Genomic DNA, 21,643 nt, shown 5'->3' on the forward strand with positions numbered 1-21,643 from the left:
AACGACTGGTAGTGTGTGAGGAACAATATAAATTTAAAGATTTGACATACTTGAGTGGACTAGTCAAACAATTTGAAATTATTTAAGATGACTGACTTGGGAAAGTGCGGTGTGGAGAATCAACCGCAATCAGTTTCTCCAATACTAAATTGTTTGTAAACCTCATTGATATGGAGGATGCAAAACTGTGACACAGAAAATTTCATCCTCCAAACTTGACTTTTTCTGCTTTTAGTGATTACGGCTAGTAATAAAATGAGCTAAAGCAATTAAGGGTTTTGCTGCTTCTCCAAAGGGTGCTAATTCCTCACAGGCAGCATCTATAAGTTTTTGGGCTTGTTTTTGAGATTCTTCAATACCCCATAGGCTAGGATAGGTAACTTTTTGGGCTTGTAAGTCTTTACCTGCGGTTTTACCCAGTTGTTCTTGGGTGGCAGTGATATCGAGAATATCATCAATAATTTGAAATGCTAAACCAATATTTTTGGCGTAGGTTGATAGACGTTGGAGGTTTTCTGGGGAAGCACCTGCAATCACGCCACCACAAACAACACAAGCTTCTAATAATGCCCCAGTTTTATGGGTATGGATATAATCGAGGGTTTCTAAAGATGTATCTGTTTTTCCTTCTGATTCTAAATCGACAACTTGCCCACCCACTAAACCATCAGCACCACAGGCTTTTGCCAGGTGAGCAACAACTTTTAACACCCTTTCTGCGGGTACTTGTTGGGTTTTAGCAGCAATATGTTCAAAGGCAAAGGCTAACAGAGCATCCCCTGCAAGAATGGCAATATTTTCGCCATAAACTTTATGATTTGTCAGCTTGCCACGGCGATAATCATCATTATCCATAGCAGGCAAATCGTCATGAATTAAGGACATGGTATGGATAATTTCCATAGCACAAGCTGTGGGCATTGCCATGTCAACAGAGCCACCTAACATTTCGCAGGTTGCTAAACAGAGAATCGGGCGTATACGCTTACCTCCGGCTAATAGGGAGTAGCGCATAGATTCATAAATTTTGTCTGGGTAGCCCAGGGGAACAGCAATATCTAGGGCTTTTTCACAGAGCTTTTGCCGTTCTTTTAAGTAAGATATCAACTCAAAAGTAGGGGATTCTGAAGTTATTTTTAAGTTGTCTGCTGCTACCATCAGTCAATTCCTTTTTTGTCTATGTAAAAGTGGTGGCTTGTTTGGGTATAAATCAAAATTTTGATTGATTTCTTGCTAATCGGGAGAAAGTACAAGCACAAAATAGGGTAATAAATTATGCAATCAATAACCAGTTAATATCTGTTTTGATGAGCTTTTTTCATACTTGATTCCTCATATTTTATTCCTGGGATTTTTGGTAGCTCTTGACTGTATTTTGTAATAATATGGCAACGGTCATGGGACCAACTCCTCCAGGAACGGGGGTGAGATAGTCTGCAACTGGGGCTACAGAGTCGAAATCAACATCACCCACCAGGCGACTCTTCCCTTGACTATCGGTGATGCGATTAATGCCCACATCTACTACCACGGCTCCTGGTTTGACCATATCCCCTGTAATCATTCCGGGAATGCCTGTGGCTGCAATTAGGATATCAGCATTTTTGGCGATCGCCCCTAAATTTTGGGTGTGAGAATGGGCGATCGTAACTGTGGCATCGGCTGCCAGTAACATTAATGCCATGGGTTTACCTACCAAAATACTTCGCCCCACTACTACAGCCTGTTTGCCTCGTAGAGGAATATTATACTCTTGTAGTAAACGCATCACCCCAAAGGGTGTACAACTACGTAAACCTGGCTCCCCACGCACTAATCTACCCAAATTAACGGCATGGAGTCCATCAGCATCTTTATCGGGATGAATCTCATGTAACAGAGCAACGGCATCCAGATGGGACGGTAAGGGTAGTTGGACTAAGATACCATCAACGCGACTGTCTTGATTTAATTCGTGAATAACTGCTTCTAGCTCTGCTTGGGTAGTATCTTGGGGAAAATGCTGTCCATAGGAAGCAATACCCACTAGCTGACAAGCTTTTTCCTTATTGCGAACGTAAGCCGCAGAAGCGGGATTATCACCTACCATTAACACAGCTAGACCAGGTGGGCGGGCAATTTGGGTTTGTAGCTCTTGAATTTTTGTAGTTAGTTCCTGATGAATCTGACTAGCTAAGGCTTTACCATCCAATAGCTTGGCTGTTTTTGTTTCCATGTACATTCCCAATACGCTACACCTGGGTGCAAATTTCTGATGCCATAGCCTTGGGCAAACAATTGGCAAACAGTATCCACCACATTCTTTATCTTCTCAGATTAGTTGCGCCAGGAATAGAGAATTATTGGAGAGTACTATAGATTTACATCACCCATGGCTAATTCTAAATTTTCCAGTCTCAAATGATATCAGCTAGGAGGTATTTTCATGTGGAAGAAGAAAAATTTTTACTGGAGTTTTCCAGGTGTTTCTCTGGGTTGTCTTTTTTTATTAGTGATGGGTTTAAATGGTTGTGGTGGAATCAAGACTATGAGCGTAACTGGTGCGAATACCACAGCAATTCGGGAGTTGGCAACTAAGGTAAAAGTTGGGGATACGGTTTATGTTCAGGGTAAAGTCGAAAAAAAAGCACCTTTAATTAAGCAAGCAGCTTATGAAATTAATGATTCCACTGGCAAAATCTGGGTGGTAACAAATCAAACACAGTTAAAACCCGGTGAGGAAGTAGTGATTAAGGGTAAGTTGCGTTATCAGAGCATTCCCCTAGGAGGGAAAGAGTATGGTGATATGTATGTGGAAGAATATTAGGGGGAAATGAGGAAGGAAGTTTGTTTTTTGGGTGCGGATGGGTGGATGTTTTTTGGCAGGGGAGTATTTTTTCGCCTCAAACCTTATCTGGAAAACTTTTGCGGGATTATGGGCTGTTGGGAGGTTCGCGGCAACTCTGGAATGGTTTATACACAAGGATTGTAGCGATTTTTTCTGAAAATATATTGACGGCGCGATCGCGGAAATGGTATTTTTATGCTCGATTGGCACCGCAGTACCTTGAAAACTAAACATATCAAGCGTTGCAAGCCTGAGCCATTGCAATTAAAACTAATCCCTATTAGGGATTGAAACTGCACTCCGACATCGTTAAAACCTTTTATTAAACCTGCATTGCAATTAAAACTAATCCCTATTAGGGATTGAAACGGTGGATAGAGACGAGTCGGCGAATCATCTCTACTAAATATCCCTGCTTTGACTCAGTTTCAGCTGTTTAACCTTCTCTAATTGACGCTGTTTTTTCTCTTCAGTCAATTCCTCAAAACAATAGGGGCAAGAAATTCCTGCTTCGTATTTTTCAGAAGTTTTATCTGTTTCGCTGATGGGGTGTCCGCAACTGAGACACATTTCATAGGAACCTAATTCTAAACCGTGGCGTACTGCCACCCGTTCATCAAAAACAAAGCATTCTCCTTCCCATAAACTGGCTTCTGGGGGTACTTCTTCCAGGTATTTCAAAATACCACCTTGGAGATGATACACCTGGGAAAATCCCTGGGCAAGCATATAGGCTGAAGCTTTTTCGCAACGAATTCCTCCGGTGCAGAATAGGGCAACTTTCTGATGTTGATTCGGGTTAAGATTTTGTCTGACGTACTCAGGGAATTCACGGAAGGTTTCCGTGTGGGGATTTTCTGCTCGTTTGAAGGTACCGATATCGACTTCATAATCGTTACGGGTGTCAATAACTACCACTTCTGGGTCAGAAATTAACTGGTTCCATTCCTGGGGGGTGACGTAGGTTCCGACTTGTTCTGTGGGGTCGATTTCTGGTAAACCGATGGTGACAATTTCTTTTTTAGAGCGGACTTTCATCCGTTCAAAGGGGAAAGTTTTGGCGACTGATTCTTTATGTTGTAAATCTGCGAGACGGCGATCGCTACGCAAAAAGCATAACACAGCATCGATGGCATCACGGGAACCGGCAATGGTACCGTTAATTCCTTCTTCTGCTAACAAAATTGTCCCTTTAACTGACTGTTCCTGGCAATAGGACAAAAGGGGTGCTTGCATTGCTAGAAAATCTGGTAGTTTGACAAATTTATAGAAAGTAGCCACAACCAGAGTCATCATCCTTTCATCCTTAATCTTTCAGTGCTGCCTAGGAATTATTTTAACGAAAATGAGAATTTCAATTACCAATGGTTTGGGAAATACGTTTGCGGAAGGAAGTTTCTAGGTTAATTATCAATGATTCTCCGCTCCGTTGAGCTTCCCAGGAACCAGACAAATTACGTCCGATGTTCCATTTGCCACGCATATAGGTTTCATCTTCGGAAATTAGTCCGGTATATTTGATGGGATCGGGGGAGGTAAGGAGGTAAATTTTGGTAAAACTGATTCTCAGTCCCAGAATTTTACCGCTTAATTGAGCATCTCCGAGGAAACCATCATCTAATATGTTTCCTGTGAGGTTGCTGTTACTTTGGATGATGACTGCTTCAAAACGGGTTGGTATTTCGTCTTGCCAGTAGGTTCCTAGCCAAGTACCGTTGATGTCTACCATGGTGGGTGGGGGAAAAGCAAGGATTACAAGCGATCGCCAGTTTTACTATCAAACAAACATAATTCATCTAGATTAATTCCTAGGGAAAGGCGATCGCCAGGATGGGGATACACATTTGCAGGTGCTTGCACGTTAATAATTATTTCGGAACCGGGTAAAACGGTACGAATTAGGGTTTCCCTTCCCAGGGGTTCAACAACTTTGACTTCGACTGTCAAGATTGCTTCTTCTGGATTATTGGTGATGTATATATGTTCTGGACGTATTCCTAAATCCAAGTTGGTTCCAGGAGTCAAGGTAAATTGCTGTTGAATTTTCTGCGGTAGTTGGATAGATTGCCCGTAAATATCGCAACCCTGGGATGTAATTCTAGCTGGCAGAATATTCATCGGTGGACTACCGATAAAGGTTGCTACCATACGATTAGCAGGCTGGGTATAAATTATTTGGGGGTTGCCTATTTGTTGAATTTTTCCTCTTTCTAAAACAACAATTTTGTCTGCCAAAGTCATAGCTTCCGTTTGGTCGTGGGTAACGTAGACTGTGGTAATGCCTAGGTTTTGATGTAACTCTTTTAACTCAGCTCTGGTATCATCTCGCAACTGTGCATCCAGGTTTGAGAGGGGTTCATCCATGAGAAAGACTTGGGGTTGTCTGGCGATCGCCCTACCTAAGGCTACCCGTTGTTGTTGTCCCCCGGAAAGCTGCTTGGGTTTTCTGTCGAGGAGGTGATCGAGGGAGAGCGATCGCGCAACAGTGACAACCCTTTCTTGGATAATTTTCCGGTCAACTTGCCGCATCTGCAAGCCAAAAGCGATATTTTGGGCAACGGTCATGTGAGGATAGAGGGCATAATTTTGAAATACCATCGCCACATCCCGTTGTCGGGCAGGGATATTATTTACTAGGGTATTACCGATGTAAAGATTGCCAGAGGTTGCAGATTCTAAACCGGCGATCGTCCGCAATATTGTAGATTTACCACATCCGGAAGGTCCGACCAACACCCAAAATTCCCCATCAGGAACAGTAAAGGATATGTCATCAATCACAGTGACATGATTGAACTTACGTTTGATGTTCTCCAGACAAAGTTTTGCCATGGGTTGAAATAGATATAAATATTTTCAGTCGTGGTGAGTCAATATTAAAGTTACACCACTCCCAACAATTTGTAATTTGTAATTCGTAATGCCTCCTGGGGAGCAGCTAAGTCGCAGAGCGACACGCTACGCGAACGCTAAGATAACTCGTAATTCTTAATACTCTTGGGGTGATATAAGTAGAACGGCTTAAATAATTCACGCTATGTCATTGCGAATGAAACAAAGTGGAATGAAGCAATCGCAACGGTTTTGACGATTTTACAATCTGTTACATAGTTAGGTTTATTCTCACCGACTTACTTAGTAGTCTCTATGCTGTCATTTATTGAGTTGGTGCGCCTAGTTGCTGCAAAAGTAAAAAAAAATGGGCTTCTGGCTATTTCTTGTCTTGTATCTTTTCTAACCAAGATTCCACGTTGGTAGGCAACTCAGAAACCAGGCGCAGAGGCAATTCTGTCCCAGATAGGGATTGAGTGTAGGCGGAACTGAGAAACTGTTTATACTGGTTTGCTTCCGGTGTCAGTTGTTTGATAAATGCTAAACTCACTCCCTGGGTTAACATCCTTAAACTTGCGGTATCCTTACCTCGGCGCTCTCTTACTAAGGTGTTATTTGCTTGATATTTGGGGTCACCAATGCTGAGATGGGTTGCTCCTACAGCAGTCAGAAGGTATTTAGTACCTGAAATTTGGGAGAAGGGAACAAGTTGATGTTTCAGGGATGGGGTGATAGTATCGGCGGTGCTGGTGAGAATTAGGATAGGTTGGCGGATTTTGCTTAAACCCTTGTCACCAAAGAGTTTACCGACTAGAGGATTGAGGGCGATCGCGCTCTTAACTCTGCTATCTCCTAGCTGTAATTTCTTCTCTGGTAAATTAGTTGCTGCACATTGTAACCAGTCTGCGGGAGCTTCTAAAAATGAGAGAGAATCACGGCAAAATTCGCGGACATTTTTCAGGTTAATTTCTCCTCCGGCTAAAGCTAAAGCTGTATAACCACCGAGGGAATGTCCGATAACCGTTACCTTCTCTGTATTCAATTTACCTTGTAATCTTCCTGGCTGAAGGTTGATTTTTGCCAGTTGATTTAATAAAAAGCTGATATCCTGGGGTCTATCAATAAATTCTGTGGCTGGCATCAATTTTGCCAGGTTGGTGTTTGCAGTTCTGACTGCGGTACTATTACTTCCTGGGTGTTCAATTGCAGCGACAGTGACACCATGGGAAGACAAATGATTGGCAAGATAAGTTAAAAATTGACGATTCGCTCCAAAACCGTGGGAAATCACCACTAAAGGTTGCTGTTTATCCCCCTGACTTCCGTAGATATCCGCGATAATCGTGCGGTTGCGTTCACTATCTCGAAAACTGAGAGTTTGAGTTTGTACGGTTAGCTTTCCGGGTGCTGCGGGATTGAGAGTAGATTTAAAACGGGTGGTACTAGGTGCGGTTGCATCTAATTCCCTAGTCAGCAACAAATTAAAAGCCTGACTCTGCAAGTATCGCGGGTTAAATTCCACAGCGAAGGAGATGGCTTTGGAGGCATCAATTGTAACATTCTCCTGGGGATAAGCACGGACAAAGGACAGAGCAGTTAAACCATTTACCTGTCTCAGGGCAATATTAAGGGTAGCTTCCAAGCTTTCGGCTGTGCTGCCAGGGATAATAGCACCAAGGGAAGAAATGAATTGTTTGCCTGCGGGAATTTTGGATAATCCTGCGACAAATTTATCCCCTATTTTCGGATCTATTTGTAAACGTTGACTGAGTAATCCGCGAACCTGGGGTGTGAGAATTGAGGAGAAAAGTTTCAGGTTCTTGGGTAATTTTCCAGTTTTGGCAAATTCTTCTAAATCAGCAACGGCGATCGCCTGTTGAAAGGAACCAAAGCGAATTGTCACCGTTTCCGCAGCTAGGGTTGCGGGTGTTGCCATACCCCAAATACCAACGAGGGTGCAACTACATACCAATCCTCGCAACCAGGGTATTTGGTTAGGAAATTTACCTAGGGGAAATTGCATTATTTTTAAATTTGCCTAATTTTGCCCAAGTCCTTAGGTATTATTGTGACTCAAATCTAGATAAAATGTTCCCTCCTTCTTCCGAAAAATTCTCAGCAAAATTACCAGCACTTTACTGCTTTATAAAACCCTTGGGGCATAGCTTCGCGGAATGACATCATGTGAATGAAATGATTCTACTCACTCATTAATCCTTATTGGGGCGATCGCGTTAAACCAGAGTTAGGGCGATCGCCAAGAAGTTACTTCCTAACTAATACCAATTTGAAAAAACAATACGACACATAGACAAAATCCCTCCCCATCCCTCCCGATTTCGGGGAGGTTACCCAATAGGGTGGGTGGGGTATCTGTCGTAAACATTTTTTGAATCGGTATAATAATTTCTGCCTTGGAAGTATTCCAAATCTCTAGAAGCCAAACAAGGCGCGGAATACACCTAAAATTCCAGAGAAGGGATTAATGAAACTACTAATAGTTTCTGATGTCTTGGTGACACCATTTCTGTAAACCACCACCACATCATTGTTACGTAAAATGGGGTTGGTTTGCTCATTAATCCCTGCGGCAAAGTCAACTTTTACCTTGCGTTTGGTGACAGAACCATCGGGATTGAGACGAATTAAATCAACTGTAGAGCTACTAGCTCTGACACCTTCAAAACCACCGGCAGCTAGTAAAGCTTGGTTGAGAGTACTATTAGGTTGCAAGTCAACTTGTCCGGGTTTCTTCACTTCACCGACTACACCTACTTGGATTTTCGTCGGAGAGAGAGTCGTCACCGCTAGTTGAGTTGCCTCTGCGGGGTTAATTTCTGTGGCGGTAGGAATAATAATCGTATCCCCTTCCTGGACAATAATATCCTGTTTTGTATCACCGCTTTGCAAAATTTGCCAGAGGTTCAGGGTAATCTTCTGCTCGGAACCGGTTCTGGTGGGACGACGGAGTACAACGTTACGAATATCCGCTTGGGGAGAAATCCCACCCGCTAACTGAATTGCTCGACTTACCGTCGGTAAACCACTGACAGGAGCAGCATTAGCATTATTGACAGCATCTCCTTGGGTGACAAGGTAACTACCTGGACGATTCACCTCTCCAATAATTGCCACCGTCCGAGGTTTGGTTACATCTGCGGCAAAGTTGGAAGCCGTGAAATTACGTAAATCAGCCAGATATTGTTCATTATTGATATCCGTGGCTGTCGGTACAAAGATGGTATCACCGTCGCGCAGGGTAATATCCTGGTTGAGTTGTCCAGTTCTGGTCAATTCTTTTAAATTCAGACGCAGTCGCTTTTCAGCTCCATTTCTACCACCTTTGCGTCGTAATTCTACCTGGGTAATATCCGCACTTAATGTGACACCCTGGGCTGTGGTCAGTGCTGCCAAAACAGTTGGATACTGCACACCAGGGTCATTCCCGGCACCACCCTGTAAGCTGATGGTGTAAGCACCGGGGCGAGAAACTTCCCCTGCCACAAAGACGTTAATCGGACGAGGTGATAGTAAATTTACGGATATGAGAGGTCGCTTTAAATAACGAGCGTATCTCTTGGCAATGTCATCTGCGGCTTCTTCTGTTGTTAATCCTTGGACAGTGACACTACCAATCAGAGGTAGGTTAATCGCTCCACCGGGGGGAATTTGATATTCTCCCGTATATTCAGGGACTTCAAAGACGTTCACACGGATGCGATCGCCGCCTCCCAAAGTATAATTTGTATCGATAGTTGTCCCTTGAGTTGTTGGAGCCTGTTTTAAAACTGGCTTTTGAGCATAACTCGCACTGGGGAAAGCTGTTGCTAAACTACTGAACAACGTCAAAGCGATCGCCGATTGAGTCAAATATTTCCACAAATTCGTATTAAGCATATTTACTACACACCACAAGGGGTAAATTCCTATCTAAACAGTTTAATGGTGAATATACGTAAGTATTCAAATCGCCCAACAATTTTATTTTCTGCAAAAATGCGGGTTTTCAGGAGGTCAATTGTTTATTATCTTTGAATTTTTAGTGAAGTTACCTTAAAGTGAGAAAATATACGCAATGCAAATTAGTAAAATACTTTTTTGATTTATTAATAGAAAAGAGTCTAACCAGAGTAAATAGAGTTTGTCTGATTTTGCCCTCACTTAATTAATGTCTTCTCACCATCGCCACCATTGGTATAAATTCCTGCCTGATAGTTTCGACTCAACTCTCCTTAATACATCACCTCAAGCCGAAATTCCGCATTCTATTCCGCCTTAGCTGAATTTTACAGCCAGAAGCATAAATGTTTTTTTTACGATAAATTTTTATTAAAATACACAAAAATATACATAATTGCATAATGGTAAATACAGCCTCAGGAAAATTACTTCTGGTAGAGAATCGGCAACATCTACTCATCCCTATGTTGAGAATTTTCCCTAGGTACGTTCATAATTTTTTGCAGATGATTTGATTGAATAGCTAGTCAACTATTCTTTCTTTCTCGTACCTGTTCCATAAAAAATTCTTCTAGGGAAGGACGAAATAAATTCATTGCCATAATTTGCCCACCCATTAAACGTAAGCTTGCCAGGAAATCATAGACATCTCCGTGGAGTTCTCCTTGCCAAGAACCATCTGCAAGAAATTCGATATTCGGCAACCAATTACTTAAAACTTCCCAGTCTCCACCTTGTCCCTTAACCCGGTAGGTATTAGCAGTACCGAGTAAATCATTAATCGAGCCACTACAAATCAATTCCCCCTGGGAAAGAATGGCAATGCGATCGCAAATTTTTTCTACTTCACTCAGAATATGACTATTAAAAAAAATTGTTTTGCCGGCGGCTTTGAGTGTCAGAATGATTTCTCGCATCTGATAACGTCCCACGGGATCCAAGCCTGACATTGGCTCATCCAAGAATATCAATTCCGGGTCATTAATTAAAGCTTGCGCCATGCCTACCCGTTGTAACATCCCCTTAGAATAGCGACGCATTTGTTTTTTCTTCGCATCCGCTAGGGATAAACCCACCAATTCTAGTAATTCTGGGATACGGTGACGCTGTACTTTGCTCGGTATCTGAAAAATTCCTGCTGTTAGTTGTAAAAATTCCCAACCAGTTAAATATTCATAGAGATAGGTATTTTCAGGTAGATAGCCGATACGTTGTTTCACCGCGCGATCGCCCAAGGGTTTACCCAATAATAAACCCCGTCCTCCAGTCGGACGGACAATTCCCAGTAAAACCTTAAACAAAGTTGTCTTACCTGCACCATTTTGTCCCAATAAACCGAAAGTTTCCCCCCGATAAACCTTGAGAGAGCAACTTTTCAGGGAGACAATTTTCTGATTTAAAAAGAAACCAGTCCGATAAACTTTGCGTAATTCTGAAGTTAGAACTACTGGTGGTGGCTCAGTTTTACTCAATTTGCGTTCAGGAACATCTCCCACAGACTTCATGATTAGATTGTGAATAGAAATTAGAAAACAATGTTAACTCAACTCTGGTCAGGTCTGGGAAGAGAAAAAACCCTTGAGCGTTCTTCTTTCCCCTGCTACAAGACTCCCTTAGAACTAGGTATAGTACCTATGCGCCGAGCATCAAATTCTAAAGCCATTCTCATGGCTCTGGCAAATGCCTTAAAGGTGGCTTCAATAATGTGGTGAGAATTAATCCCATCTAGCTGCCGAATGTGCAACGTCATTTGGCTATGATTTACCACTGCTACAAAGAATTCTCGGACAAGCTGAGTATCATAGGTTCCGACTCTTTGTGTGGGTATTTCTAATCCATAGCTGAGGTGGGGACGACCAGAAAAATCCAGAGCTACTTGTACCAGCGCCTCATCTAAGGGAGCCAGGAAATTACCAAAACGCACAATTCCCTTTTTATCTCCCAGAGCTTGGTATAAAGCTTGTCCTAAGGTAATTCCCACATCTTCGTTGGTGTGGTGGTCATCAATATGTAAATCTCCCGTGGCTTGAATATCTAAATCAATTAATCCATGGGAAGAAATTTGATGCAGCATATGGTCAAGAAAAGGAATACCTGTTGCCACACGACAGATTCCTGTTCCATCTAGGTTGACAGTTACTTGCACATCCGTTTCCCCCGTTTTGCGGCTGACGGTGGCAATGCGAGGAGCAAAAGCTAATTTTTCCGAGTGAGAAGAGAGAGTTTGCATAGTCAACAGAGTAGTCGAGGTTAGAGGAGAGGAAGCAGGGGTAGGGAACAGGGGGAAAGAATATTTTTCATGCCTTCTGGTGGCAGTTGATGAGGCTATTTACCCATTACCCCTTCGACTTCCCTGATGGCAAGTATTCCCCATTCCCTATTCCATTACATTCCCATAATTTCATATCCAGCATCAACATAGATAACTTGCCCAGTAATGCCACTAGACAAGTCGCTACAGAGAAATGCTGCGGTGTTACCAACTTCTGTTTGGGTGACGGTGCGTCTTAAAGGTGCAACTTCTTCCACATGGTGAATCATGTCTAAAATACCACCTACCGCACTGGAAGCCAGGGTACGAATTGGACCTGCGGAGATAGCATTCACGCGAATATTAGAGGGACCTAGTTCTGAGGCAAGGTAGCGCACACTAGCTTCTAAGCCCGCTTTGGCTACTCCCATAACGTTATAATTCGGAACAGCACGGACACCCCCTAAGTAGCTTAAAGTGATGATACTTCCACCTTCGGTCATTAGGGGTTTCGCTGCTCCTGCCAATTGGACAAGAGAGTAAGTACTAATTTCTAAAGCAGTATTGAATCCAGCGCGACTAGTTTGGCTAAATCCTCCAGTTAAATCGTCTCGATTCGCGAAGGCAAGACAGTGAACCAGGATATCTAACTTGCCCCATTTGGCGGCGATCGCCTCAAAGGTTTCAGCAATCTGTTGGTCATTTTGGACGTTGCAAGGCAAGAATAAGCTGGGTTGGAGAGGTTCTACCAGTTCGGCAACTTTTTTTTCCATTTTGCCTTTCTCATCTGGCAAGTATGTCACACCAAGATTAGCTCCAGCTTTGTGCAACTGTTGGGCAATACCCCAAGCGATGGAGCGGTTATTGGCGATTCCTGTCACCAAGGCGTTTTTTCCACTCAGATCCAACATATTAATTCTTAACGTTAACGTTCATGCTTGAGCATACTAGAATCTGGCACAGCTGTATCTGAGTTAGGCAGAGGATTTCTAAATCTCCTAATCTCACCCCCTCTCTAAGGGCAATTATGGGTTATTTGGTGGCTATCGTATGGAAGTGGGAAGAAACAGTGAATATTCGCGGCAAGGAGATTTACAAATTACCAATTATCGGTTATCGGAACAGGAGAATCGCTAATTAGTGAACAAATAAATGGGAACTTCTTCTTGAGGTAAATTGTCCCCAGGGATAGAGGATGAGAACCACAGAATCAGCACTAGTAGGAGTCTACTCTCAAGCCTCGAATAGCCCATACCGTATGTATTATGGATTTTATCGACGATAAAATGCCTGATTCTAATGGGGAAATTTCCCATGGCGAATGGAACTACCCCTAATCCCCAGTCATCCCTTGGCGATCGCCCCTCAATCAGATGATTGTAGATATTCTGAAACAATCAAATTTAGCCACAGCTTCATAATTCCCAAACAGCGAGAGAAACAATCCGTCCTACTGTTTATAAGCACAAAATGCCACTTTTGCTCAAAAAATCTCCCAAATATCTCCTGGGATTTGGCAAATATGCTTGTGGTCTATAAATTTTGTCTGTAGCTATCACAAAGTACTAGATTCTCACTAGAGAAATTAGGTATCATGATGAACAAATAACCGGGCTAAAAAGGGGATAAGTATAGGAAAGTACAAAAAGATTAACAATGTCTTCTTGATTTTTCGGGTGTATTCTTAGGAAATCCGTTTTAGTTTTTCCGGCATTGGGTAGGGGAAGGGAGATGATAGTGACACAAGATAAAGCCCTAGCAAATGTTTTTCGTCAGATGGCTACTGGAGCTTTTCCACCCGTGGTGGAAAGTTTTGAACGGAATAAAACCATCTTTTTTCCAGGCGATCCTGCGGAACGGGTTTATTTTCTTCTCAAAGGTGCAGTGAAACTTTCCAGGGTTTATGAAGCTGGAGAAGAAATTACAGTAGCGCTGTTACGAGAAAATAGTGTGTTTGGAGTTCTGTCCCTACTAACAGGAAACAAGTCGGATAGGTTTTACCATGCAGTCGCCTTTACTCCTGTAGAATTGCTCTCAGCACCAATTGAGCAGGTAGAACAGGCACTCAAAGAAAATCCGGAATTGTCAATGTTAATGCTGCGGGGTTTATCCTCGCGGATTTTGCAGACAGAGATGATGATTGAAACCCTTGCCCACCGTGATATGGGTTCTAGGTTGGTGAGTTTCTTGTTGATTCTTTGTCGTGACTTTGGCATTCCTTGTGCCGATGGCATCACAATTGACTTGAAGCTCTCTCATCAGGCGATCGCGGAAGCAATTGGTTCTACTCGTGTCACTGTGACTCGTTTACTAGGTGACTTACGAGAGAAAAAGATGATTTCCATTCACAAGAAGAAAATCACAGTCCATAAACCTGTGACCTTAAGTCGGCAATTCACTTAAAGTTAACGGGGAAAGGAGTAAGTAACTATCCCATCTTATGGGCATAGCCTACGACAAAACCTAGCAGTGCGTAGGACGTGTTGATTAATGAGTCTGAGTCTAATTTGTCCAGTAATTACCCAGCACTTCGTTACAATACTACTCGGTGAAGCATTTGCGACAGACTCAGATCAAATGAACAAGCAAAACTATTTGTCCAATAGACTAAGATGACTATATTACTTATCTTCAATCCCCATATCACCCTTGGAAGTAGTAGGCTGTATCTGGAAGGATTTCGTCGGTAAATATTAACAATGGCGACCGGGTACATCCTTATCGTAGCGATTCTAATTCTAGGGGGAGTCATTGCCACCGTTGGCGATCGCATCGGCACGAAGGTAGGCAAAAAACGACTCTCCCTGTTTAACTTACGTCCTAAAAATACGGCAGTATTAATTACAATTCTCACTGGGTTAGGTATTTCTGCCTCAACCCTGGGAATTTTGTTTTTGGCTGACGAAGGTTTACGCAAAGGGGTATTCGAGTTACAGGATATTCAAAAAGACTTGCGTCGCAAGCGTGAGCAGCTCAAAAATGCCGAAGCCCAAAAAAGCCAAGTAGAGGGAGAACTCAACCAAGCAAAGCAGCAAGAAGCGCAAGCACAAAAAAGCTTGGAAAGAACCAATAAAAACCTTCAAGAAGCGAATATTAAGCAGAAAAAAACCCAAGCCCAACTGAATCGCACCATTGTCCAAGAAGCTGCTACAAAAACCAAGCTTCAGAAAACTCAAAATCAACTGGGGCAGGTTGTCAGTCAGTATCAACAGGCAATTTCCCAGCTCCAGAGTGTCTACAATGAGCGCAATAAACAGTTAGCCGAAATTGCTCGACTCAAGCAAGAAAGTCAAACTCTCTACGAGAAAGCCCAAAAAGCAATCAATCAAGCCAAAGCGGCGATCGCCCTGCGAGATCGAGAACTTGCCAAAAGCCAAGAAGCCATTGAGCAACGAGACAAGAAAATATCTCGCCTAGATAGACTGATTCAAGAACGAAATTTAGTGATTACTGCTCGTGAACAAATCATTGCTAAACGCGAAATTCGTCTGAAAGAATTAGAACAGCAACAAGATTATTTGGAGCAGGAAGTTAGTAGACTGGAAAAATCCTACCAAGATTTACGAGTCGGCAAATTAGCTTTAATCCGTTATCAGGTAATTACGGCTGGTGTAATTCGTGCAGTATCTCCGGCGATCGCGCAACAGGCGATTGTGAGGCTTTTAGATGATGCAAATCGTATTGCCCAGGCAGAATTAACCGGAATTGGTACCAATAACTCTCCAAATCAAGCAACTATAGAAATTACACGGCAACGAGTAGAACAACTCAGTCAAAAAATTAGTAATGGTCAGGAATATGTAGTTAGAATTTTATCGGCGGGTAATTATGTTCGCGGGGAAAAACGCATCGAAATAGTTCTGGATGCTACACCAAATGTACTTCTATTCAAGAAGGGAGAGACCCTTGCAACTAATATTGTTGACCCCAAAACTTCTACCCCTGAACAATTACGACAACGAGTTAATCAGTTAATTGCGGCTTCGGAATTCCGTGCCCGCAATGCGGGAATTTTGCAAAATATTCAAATTGACGGTAGAACTTTTATTGCCTTTATGAATCAGTTACAAACCTATCAACAGCCATTAGATATTAAGGCGATCGCCGCAGAGGACACTTTTACCGTAGGACCTTTAAGATTAAAGTTTGTGGGAATGCAGAATGGAGAAATCTTGTTTAGTACTTAGTTAATGGGGAATGGGGAATGAGTAATGAGTAATGGGGAATGAGTAAAACAACAAATATTCTGTTAGCTATTCCCTGTCACCATAATTTATCAATAAAATGAGATGACTAGAGTGAATAGATAAGAGTAAAAATAAATATTGGTATCACCTATAATTCATACATAATTACCCATTACCAAATTTCTATGAGCTTATCTGATTCTCAAGCAAAACAGCCAGTAATTTTAGGTTTTGACCCTGGTAAAGATAAATGTGGTTTAGCGGTGATGGGAGTAGATAGAAAACTCTATTTCCATGAAGTTATACCTTCAAGTGAGGCAATTATTTACATTCAAAAAATGCTCCAACAATATCCTGTATCCTTAGTGGTGATGGGAGACCAAACTACAGCAAAAAAATGGAAACAGGAAATTCAACAAGCATTATCAGAGGCTATCAGTATTATTTTAGTTGACGAGCGTTACACTAGTCTAGAGGCGCGCGATCGCTACTGGCAAATGTACCCACCTCAAGGATTAACGAAGCTTTTACCCCAAGGAATGCGAACACCACCCCGTCCCATTGATGATATTGTGGCGATTCTTTTAATTGAAAGATATTTAATGCGATTAACTGAACCCGGTAGTTAATTAACAGAAAAAATCATTAGTCTATGTCAGCAATTTTCTAATTATATCAAAGGCTATTCTGTGAACTTAATCTTATCATTTAATAACTGTAATTCTGTCCCTGGATAATAAAATTTGAGAATTTTCTCGCTTGACCAGCCTAATTTCGCTAAATTTTGCGCTCCTATTTGACTCAAACCCACACCATGTCCTAATCCACCACCAACAAAAGCATACCCCCAAATTCCTGGTTCACCTTTATTTAAAGTTTGTAGATAAAATAAGGTACTAATTGGTGCAAAAAAGGCACTTCTGACCTCATCTTTATGGAGGGTGAAAGTACCAATATCTGTATTTACTGCTAATTTTAAAATGCGTCCGCTATGACTGCGCTGTACAACTGCCATATTCTTGATAGTTTTAAACTTAGCATAGGGACTATTTTTCACTTTCAGGAATTTTTGTAATCCCTTGGTAATATCTTCAATTTTAGTTTCCCTACGCCAACGAAATAAATCTCCTTCACTTTCGTTAAAACCTTCTCGCAAACTAATAAACTTTTGAAATACTTCTTCCTCTGAAAGACTTTTACCTGTCCAACCCAAATCATTTGGTGCGTCAATTATGGGTCTTAAATAGGGTCTATCTTCACCGTTCCACACATCACTAAAGGAAGCGGTAATCCCCCCTGTGGTAGAGGAATACAAGGCATCCACTAACTCATTATTGTAGATTAAAACCATCCCACGAGTAGCGGCGATCGCCTTATCTGTACTAGCAGCCGCATCTTTTAACCCATAGTAAACTTGGCAATGGGTGTCTGCACACAATTGATACCCATCTATTTCAAATCTCCGTAAATTACGCAGAACGTAGGTACGAGCTAGAATAGCCTGAGCTTCTAGAGCAGCTTTGGGGGCTTGCGTTCCAATTTCGTAGGGAACTACTCCTCGAAGATATGTTTCCAAAGCTACGTTATTTATCAGGCTGTAGGTACCATAGGCATTGGGCTGAATTTCCATTCTGCCAGCATATAACCGCTTAGTTGCGAGATTTTTGCCCTGATTTACCTGAATTAGACTTTTGCCACTACTAATTTCTAGGTTTGTCCGGTTATAGCGATTACCTTCTACTTCCCAGCTGACTACGGGTACTTGATCAATAATCTTAGTATCAAGATACGCCAGATTTGTCCCTAGAGATTTGACGCTACGTAGCAATAAGCGCCGCAGCAAAGGAGTATTATAAACATCACGCTTTGCCCACACTTGCCAGCGTTCCGGTTGGGCAATTTCTACCTCAATTCCCTGTTTTCGCCACTTTTTCGCACTATCTTCTGCTGTTTCGTAGGTGCGGTAGGTTCCCAGAACTACCCGCTCTTCTAAAGTTGCTTGTTTGAGGGGTGAAGTGGCTATCTCTAATTTTACGGGTTTGTTGGTAGCAATAGTTTTATTGCCATTACCTGTGGAGAATTTTAACTCTAGGCGATCGCCCTGGGTGGGAACGATTTCTAATTTATCCGTCACCGCATTCCCAAATCGCTGGACGATACCAATTTTCAATACTATATCAGTTGCAGCGTTACTAGAGCGGGATGCTGCCGTCAGTCCCAATAGGCAAAAGGTTGTGATTAAAGTTGTCGAAAAACGCCAAAGCGAGGTTTTCATGTATGCAGGACAGGGAATGGGGTGTAACAGACAGAGATATTTTAGTCAAATAATCAGGGGAAATTCCACGACGCCAAATCAGGTAACTCGTTACAGTTCAATTTTATGCCTGCTTCTTCCTTCTGTAACTACTACTACAACTATTTTTCCGTGCTGTTAGGGGAAATGTATCAAATTTTGACAAAAAATATGCTGTAATATTAACAACCATCCAAAAAAAAGTTAAAGACATTGCCCCTTTGTCAAGATAATTCACCTCAAGTGAGATGATTTCTGGACAAAAATTGGTTTTTGATAAGATTTAGCCCCACCTTGTCTTGGTGACTCTTGGGCAAAGAAGTCTTAGCAATGACTTTTAGCTGAAATTCTGCCTTAGGGACTATCTCACAAGTATTGAACAATCATCATCAAATAGGTATCGACAATCACTGCAATGCAATTCTGAATTGGAAATATCAAAGCCTGCATGTTACTGATGAACAAAAATTTTTTTATAATTGAATATAATCTGAATTCTCTGCCCTAAAATCTATTAAATAACTGATAATTCCGCCTATTTCCTCAGTACAATTGCATTTTACATTGCGACTTACAATGGGGAAATACTCAGTTGTACGTCAATAGATAGAAAGGCATTAACCCCAAAGACATGGTTTTGAGACTTGACTTTACAAAATATTTTGCTTTGAGAGAGAATTTTGTTGATATATTTGATTCTAATCAGTAGAATTACCATAGGGTAAGATAATTATCTGAGAATGAGAAATTCAGATTTTTCTCAATCATCTAACTAATTTGCCATCTGAAAAAACTTTGAGTGACCTATTAGCCGCCAAGAAAACTGACGTTAGTCCATTTATATACAGTCCCTCAGAGTTGTTTTACCGTGCTGTGTGCACACAACCAAGTTTTCAGGTTAAAATATAAACTACAAATACTATATCTGTAGAATAGTGTTAACCCTGTTAACTTGCAAAGCAGAGCAGTAGAAAAGTTATAAGTGTAACAACTATTTCCCCATAGGGCGACTGGCTGTTTCATCACACCCATGTCCCTCGTTATATGTAGGAAATAGATAGAGCTAGCATTCATAAATTAGCGTTTGACTCTTAATCTTTCCTGATTTTGCCTCGACTAGATTGAGATGAGTCAATATAGGTTCAGATGAGGAGATTTGTTTGACACTGATAGCTATTAGGCTTGATCGGCTTGTTAAGTATCAAAAAAACCACGTTAAGCTAGAGAAGAAAGTTTAGTTGTAGCTCTCAAAACCTATTGGTTAAGAAGCAAGACTAATTCCTTCGGTGAGAATATTCTAAAGTTGGCATTGTCCTTACTCCATGCTGCGAATCATTACTCAGCAGACAGACGTTAGATCAGAATTACAACGGATCTGCGATCGCACCAATGACGAACAGGTACTTCATAAAGAAGCAACAGTGCGGGAAGTGTTGCAAACGGTGAAGCGCCAAGGCGATAAAGCTGTATTGCATTATACAGAAGAATTTGATAATTCTATTCTCAAAGCAGAAGACTTACGGGTTACAAGCTCGGAGTTAGATGCCGCCTATCAGCATATATCTAAGGATTTGTTGGCAGCAATTCGCCTAGCGAGCCAGCAGATAGAAGCTTTTCACCGCCAGCGCGTGCCCAAAAGTTGGATTCATTTTGGTGACAATGAAGTTGTTCTGGGTAAGCGTTATACTCCCGTTGATATTGCGGGTTTGTACGTACCAGGAGGTCGCGCATCATACCCTAGTACAGTTTTAATGAATGCGATTCCAGCAAAGATAGCAGGAGTCCCCCGTCTGGTGATGGTGACACCCCCAGGAGGAAGTAAAGGTATTGCCCCTGCGGTGTTGGTAGCAGCCCAGGAAGCCGGAATTAAAGAGATTTATCGAGTTGGAGGAGCCCAGGCGATCGCCGCCCTCGCCTATGGTACACAAACAATTCCCCGCGTCGATATCATCGCCGGACCCGGTAATATTTATGTCACCCTTGCCAAAAAATTAGTTTATGGCACAGTCGGGATAGATTGCCTAGCTGGACCAAGCGAAGTATTAATTATTGCCGATGAAAACGCCAATCCCGTCCATGTTGCCGCAGATATCCTGGCACAGGCAGAACACGATCCAATGGCAGCAGCAATCTTGCTGACCCCCGATCCAGCTTTAGCGAAAAATGTCAAGGTTGCCGTCGAAAGACAATTAATTGATCATCCTCGGCGCATCTCCACAGAAAAAGCCCTTGCCCACCATGGATTAATCGTTATCGTCGAGTCCCTTGCCACAGCTTGTGATTTCGCCAATGAATTTGCCCCAGAACATTTAGAACTAGAAGTGGAAGATCCATGGAGTTTGCTCCCATTAATTCGCCACGCTGGGGCGATTTTCCTAGGTTATTCCACACCAGAAGCTGTAGGAGACTATATAGCCGGACCAAGCCACACCTTACCTACCTCAGGGGCAGCTCGCTACGCTTCTGCTCTGGGAGTTGAAACTTTCCTCAAGCACTCTAGTATAATTCAGTACTCACCCCAAGCTTTAGAAAAAGTTGCCAATGCCATAGATATTCTTGCATCTGCTGAAGGTTTGCCCTCTCACGTTGATTCTGTCAGAAGGCGAATTCAGAAAGAAAAATAACTAATTTGTAAAGCAATTGTTTACTGATGGTAGAGAAAAATCACTAACTGTTAACTAATTCTTAAATTTTTCCCTAGGGTTTTGACAAAAATCCTGTACTGGCATCACACTGAAAGTCTAAGGCTTAATCACCTAAGTTCATACAAGTGAAATTACAACGAAATGACAACTTAGTATGATGGCTTTGTTGTGTATAGAAAAAAGGGATCACTCTTGTGGAAACGACAACAGCGCTCAAAACAATTTTAGTAGCTCTGGATGGTTCGGAACTTGCAGACCGAGTGATTCAGACTTTAAAAGAATTAGTATTACCCCAAGATATTAAAGTAATTTTTTGCCATGTATTTACACCTCCAGAGTTAGGGACGGAATTACCTGCCGATCGCCCCCATCCAGAATCGACAGCAAGTTCTTATTTACACGTCGAAAAACAATTACAAGCCTACCAAGACACTCTCCAGGTAAAGAGTGAATTAGAACTAGTCACCGGCGAACCAGCAGAGGAAATTATCCGTCTTGCCAACATCTATAAGGTCGATATGATTGTAATTGGTAGCCGGGGATTAACCGGAATGAAACGTATTGTTCAGGGTTCTGTCAGCAGCCAAGTTGTCGAAGAAGCCCCATGCTCCGTCTTGGTGGTAAAACCCAAGTAATTGAGCAGCAAAT

Annotated in this window: 17 protein-coding genes; 6 read left to right on the forward strand and 11 right to left on the reverse strand. The window is 42.1% G+C overall.

The genetic code is table 11. From position 1 onward, the window contains the following. Nucleotides 1–231: 231 nt before the first annotated feature. Together crtE and folD are read right to left on the reverse strand one after the other, a co-directional pair. Nucleotides 232–1,158: a geranylgeranyl diphosphate synthase CrtE gene (crtE, locus tag IJ00_RS24560; protein ID WP_035157793.1), complete on the reverse strand. Its 927-nt coding sequence runs from the start codon at nt 1,156–1,158 to the stop codon at nt 232–234. Nucleotides 1,159–1,339: 181 nt separating this feature from the next. Then, the gene (gene folD, locus IJ00_RS24565; RefSeq protein ID WP_035157796.1) at nt 1,340–2,215 is read right to left on the reverse strand and encodes a bifunctional methylenetetrahydrofolate dehydrogenase/methenyltetrahydrofolate cyclohydrolase FolD; all 876 of its coding nucleotides are present in this window, start codon (nt 2,213–2,215) and stop codon (nt 1,340–1,342) included. 210 nt (nt 2,216–2,425) lie between these two features. On the opposite strand from folD, the gene IJ00_RS24570 reads away from it, so the two are divergent. Next, nucleotides 2,426–2,806, forward strand: a complete 381-nt coding sequence (locus IJ00_RS24570; protein WP_035157799.1) for a hypothetical protein — start codon at nt 2,426–2,428, stop codon at nt 2,804–2,806. Nucleotides 2,807–3,229: 423 nt separating this feature from the next. Here the strand turns inward: IJ00_RS24570 and IJ00_RS24575 are convergent, their stop codons facing one another. From IJ00_RS24575 to fabI, 8 genes are all read right to left on the reverse strand, one after another. Next, a complete protein-coding gene (locus tag IJ00_RS24575) occupies nt 3,230–4,120 on the reverse strand; it encodes a rhodanese-related sulfurtransferase (RefSeq protein ID WP_035157802.1) in 891 nt (296 codons plus the stop codon). 61 nt (nt 4,121–4,181) lie between these two features. Continuing rightward, nucleotides 4,182–4,556, reverse strand: coding sequence for a hypothetical protein (locus IJ00_RS24580; protein ID WP_035157804.1), 375 nt, complete (start codon nt 4,554–4,556; stop codon nt 4,182–4,184). Nucleotides 4,557–4,579: 23 nt separating this feature from the next. Continuing rightward, nucleotides 4,580–5,659, reverse strand: coding sequence for an ABC transporter ATP-binding protein (locus IJ00_RS24585; RefSeq protein WP_035157806.1), 1,080 nt, complete (start codon nt 5,657–5,659; stop codon nt 4,580–4,582). A gap of 379 nt (nt 5,660–6,038) precedes the next feature. After that, nucleotides 6,039–7,682, reverse strand: coding sequence for an alpha/beta hydrolase (locus IJ00_RS24590; RefSeq protein ID WP_201782650.1), 1,644 nt, complete (start codon nt 7,680–7,682; stop codon nt 6,039–6,041). A gap of 410 nt (nt 7,683–8,092) precedes the next feature. Then, nucleotides 8,093–9,556 carry a polysaccharide biosynthesis/export family protein gene (locus IJ00_RS24595; RefSeq protein ID WP_035157807.1) on the reverse strand — a complete coding sequence of 488 codons (1,464 nt, stop codon included), beginning with the start codon at nt 9,554–9,556 and terminating at the stop codon, nt 8,093–8,095. Between the two features lie 590 nt (nt 9,557–10,146). Continuing rightward, nucleotides 10,147–11,124 (reverse strand): ABC transporter ATP-binding protein, encoded by a 978-nt coding sequence (locus IJ00_RS24600; protein WP_035157810.1) that lies wholly within the window; start codon nt 11,122–11,124, stop codon nt 10,147–10,149. A 95-nt stretch (nt 11,125–11,219) separates the two neighbouring features. Next, nucleotides 11,220–11,849: an imidazoleglycerol-phosphate dehydratase HisB gene (gene hisB / locus IJ00_RS24605; RefSeq protein ID WP_035157817.1), complete on the reverse strand. Its 630-nt coding sequence runs from the start codon at nt 11,847–11,849 to the stop codon at nt 11,220–11,222. 155 nt (nt 11,850–12,004) lie between these two features. Next, nucleotides 12,005–12,781 carry an enoyl-ACP reductase FabI gene (fabI, locus tag IJ00_RS24610; RefSeq protein WP_035157820.1) on the reverse strand — a complete coding sequence of 259 codons (777 nt, stop codon included), beginning with the start codon at nt 12,779–12,781 and terminating at the stop codon, nt 12,005–12,007. An 820-nt stretch (nt 12,782–13,601) separates the two neighbouring features. On the opposite strand from fabI, the gene ntcA reads away from it, so the two are divergent. The 3 genes from ntcA to IJ00_RS24625 all read left to right on the forward strand — a co-directional run bounded on the left by ntcA (nt 13,602) and on the right by IJ00_RS24625 (nt 16,686). Next, nucleotides 13,602–14,273, forward strand: coding sequence for a global nitrogen regulator NtcA (gene ntcA, locus IJ00_RS24615; protein WP_035157823.1), 672 nt, complete (start codon nt 13,602–13,604; stop codon nt 14,271–14,273). Nucleotides 14,274–14,569: 296 nt separating this feature from the next. After that, nucleotides 14,570–16,057: a DUF3084 domain-containing protein gene (locus IJ00_RS24620; protein WP_035157825.1), complete on the forward strand. Its 1,488-nt coding sequence runs from the start codon at nt 14,570–14,572 to the stop codon at nt 16,055–16,057. A 185-nt stretch (nt 16,058–16,242) separates the two neighbouring features. Continuing rightward, nucleotides 16,243–16,686, forward strand: a complete 444-nt coding sequence (locus IJ00_RS24625) for a pre-16S rRNA-processing nuclease YqgF (protein WP_035157829.1) — start codon at nt 16,243–16,245, stop codon at nt 16,684–16,686. A gap of 53 nt (nt 16,687–16,739) precedes the next feature. On the opposite strand, the gene IJ00_RS24630 is transcribed toward IJ00_RS24625, so the two are convergent. Beyond that, nucleotides 16,740–18,332, reverse strand: coding sequence for a SpoIID/LytB domain-containing protein (locus IJ00_RS24630; RefSeq protein WP_035157831.1), 1,593 nt, complete (start codon nt 18,330–18,332; stop codon nt 16,740–16,742). 1,340 nt (nt 18,333–19,672) lie between these two features. Between IJ00_RS24630 and hisD the strand changes: the two genes are divergently transcribed. Together hisD and IJ00_RS24640 are read left to right on the forward strand one after the other, a co-directional pair. Then, nucleotides 19,673–20,974 (forward strand): histidinol dehydrogenase, encoded by a 1,302-nt coding sequence (hisD, locus tag IJ00_RS24635; RefSeq protein WP_035157833.1) that lies wholly within the window; start codon nt 19,673–19,675, stop codon nt 20,972–20,974. A gap of 215 nt (nt 20,975–21,189) precedes the next feature. Continuing rightward, the gene (locus IJ00_RS24640; RefSeq protein WP_238178390.1) at nt 21,190–21,630 is read left to right on the forward strand and encodes a universal stress protein; all 441 of its coding nucleotides are present in this window, start codon (nt 21,190–21,192) and stop codon (nt 21,628–21,630) included. Nucleotides 21,631–21,643: the final 13 nt, after the last annotated feature.

This window comes from Calothrix sp. 336/3, assembly GCF_000734895.2.
GTDB lineage: Bacteria > Cyanobacteriota > Cyanobacteriia > Cyanobacteriales > Nostocaceae > 336-3.

Bases quoted from the DNA above. Each gene is read 5' to 3' on its own strand.
- crtE (WP_035157793.1), bottom strand. From the start codon at position 1,158: ATGGTAGCAGCAGACAACTTAAAAATAACTTCAGAATCCCCTACTTTT.
- folD (WP_035157796.1), bottom strand. From the start codon at position 2,215: ATGGAAACAAAAACAGCCAAGCTATTGGATGGTAAAGCCTTAGCTAGT.
- IJ00_RS24570 (WP_035157799.1), top strand. From the start codon at position 2,426: ATGTGGAAGAAGAAAAATTTTTACTGGAGTTTTCCAGGTGTTTCTCTG.
- IJ00_RS24575 (WP_035157802.1), bottom strand. From the start codon at position 4,120: ATGACTCTGGTTGTGGCTACTTTCTATAAATTTGTCAAACTACCAGAT.
- IJ00_RS24580 (WP_035157804.1), bottom strand. From the start codon at position 4,556: ATGGTAGACATCAACGGTACTTGGCTAGGAACCTACTGGCAAGACGAA.
- IJ00_RS24585 (WP_035157806.1), bottom strand. From the start codon at position 5,659: ATGGCAAAACTTTGTCTGGAGAACATCAAACGTAAGTTCAATCATGTC.
- IJ00_RS24590 (WP_201782650.1), bottom strand. From the start codon at position 7,682: ATGCAATTTCCCCTAGGTAAATTTCCTAACCAAATACCCTGGTTGCGA.
- IJ00_RS24595 (WP_035157807.1), bottom strand. From the start codon at position 9,556: ATGCTTAATACGAATTTGTGGAAATATTTGACTCAATCGGCGATCGCT.
- IJ00_RS24600 (WP_035157810.1), bottom strand. From the start codon at position 11,124: ATGAAGTCTGTGGGAGATGTTCCTGAACGCAAATTGAGTAAAACTGAG.
- hisB (WP_035157817.1), bottom strand. From the start codon at position 11,849: ATGCAAACTCTCTCTTCTCACTCGGAAAAATTAGCTTTTGCTCCTCGC.
- fabI (WP_035157820.1), bottom strand. From the start codon at position 12,781: ATGTTGGATCTGAGTGGAAAAAACGCCTTGGTGACAGGAATCGCCAAT.
- ntcA (WP_035157823.1), top strand. From the start codon at position 13,602: ATGATAGTGACACAAGATAAAGCCCTAGCAAATGTTTTTCGTCAGATG.
- IJ00_RS24620 (WP_035157825.1), top strand. From the start codon at position 14,570: ATGGCGACCGGGTACATCCTTATCGTAGCGATTCTAATTCTAGGGGGA.
- IJ00_RS24625 (WP_035157829.1), top strand. From the start codon at position 16,243: ATGAGCTTATCTGATTCTCAAGCAAAACAGCCAGTAATTTTAGGTTTT.
- IJ00_RS24630 (WP_035157831.1), bottom strand. From the start codon at position 18,332: ATGAAAACCTCGCTTTGGCGTTTTTCGACAACTTTAATCACAACCTTT.
- hisD (WP_035157833.1), top strand. From the start codon at position 19,673: ATGCTGCGAATCATTACTCAGCAGACAGACGTTAGATCAGAATTACAA.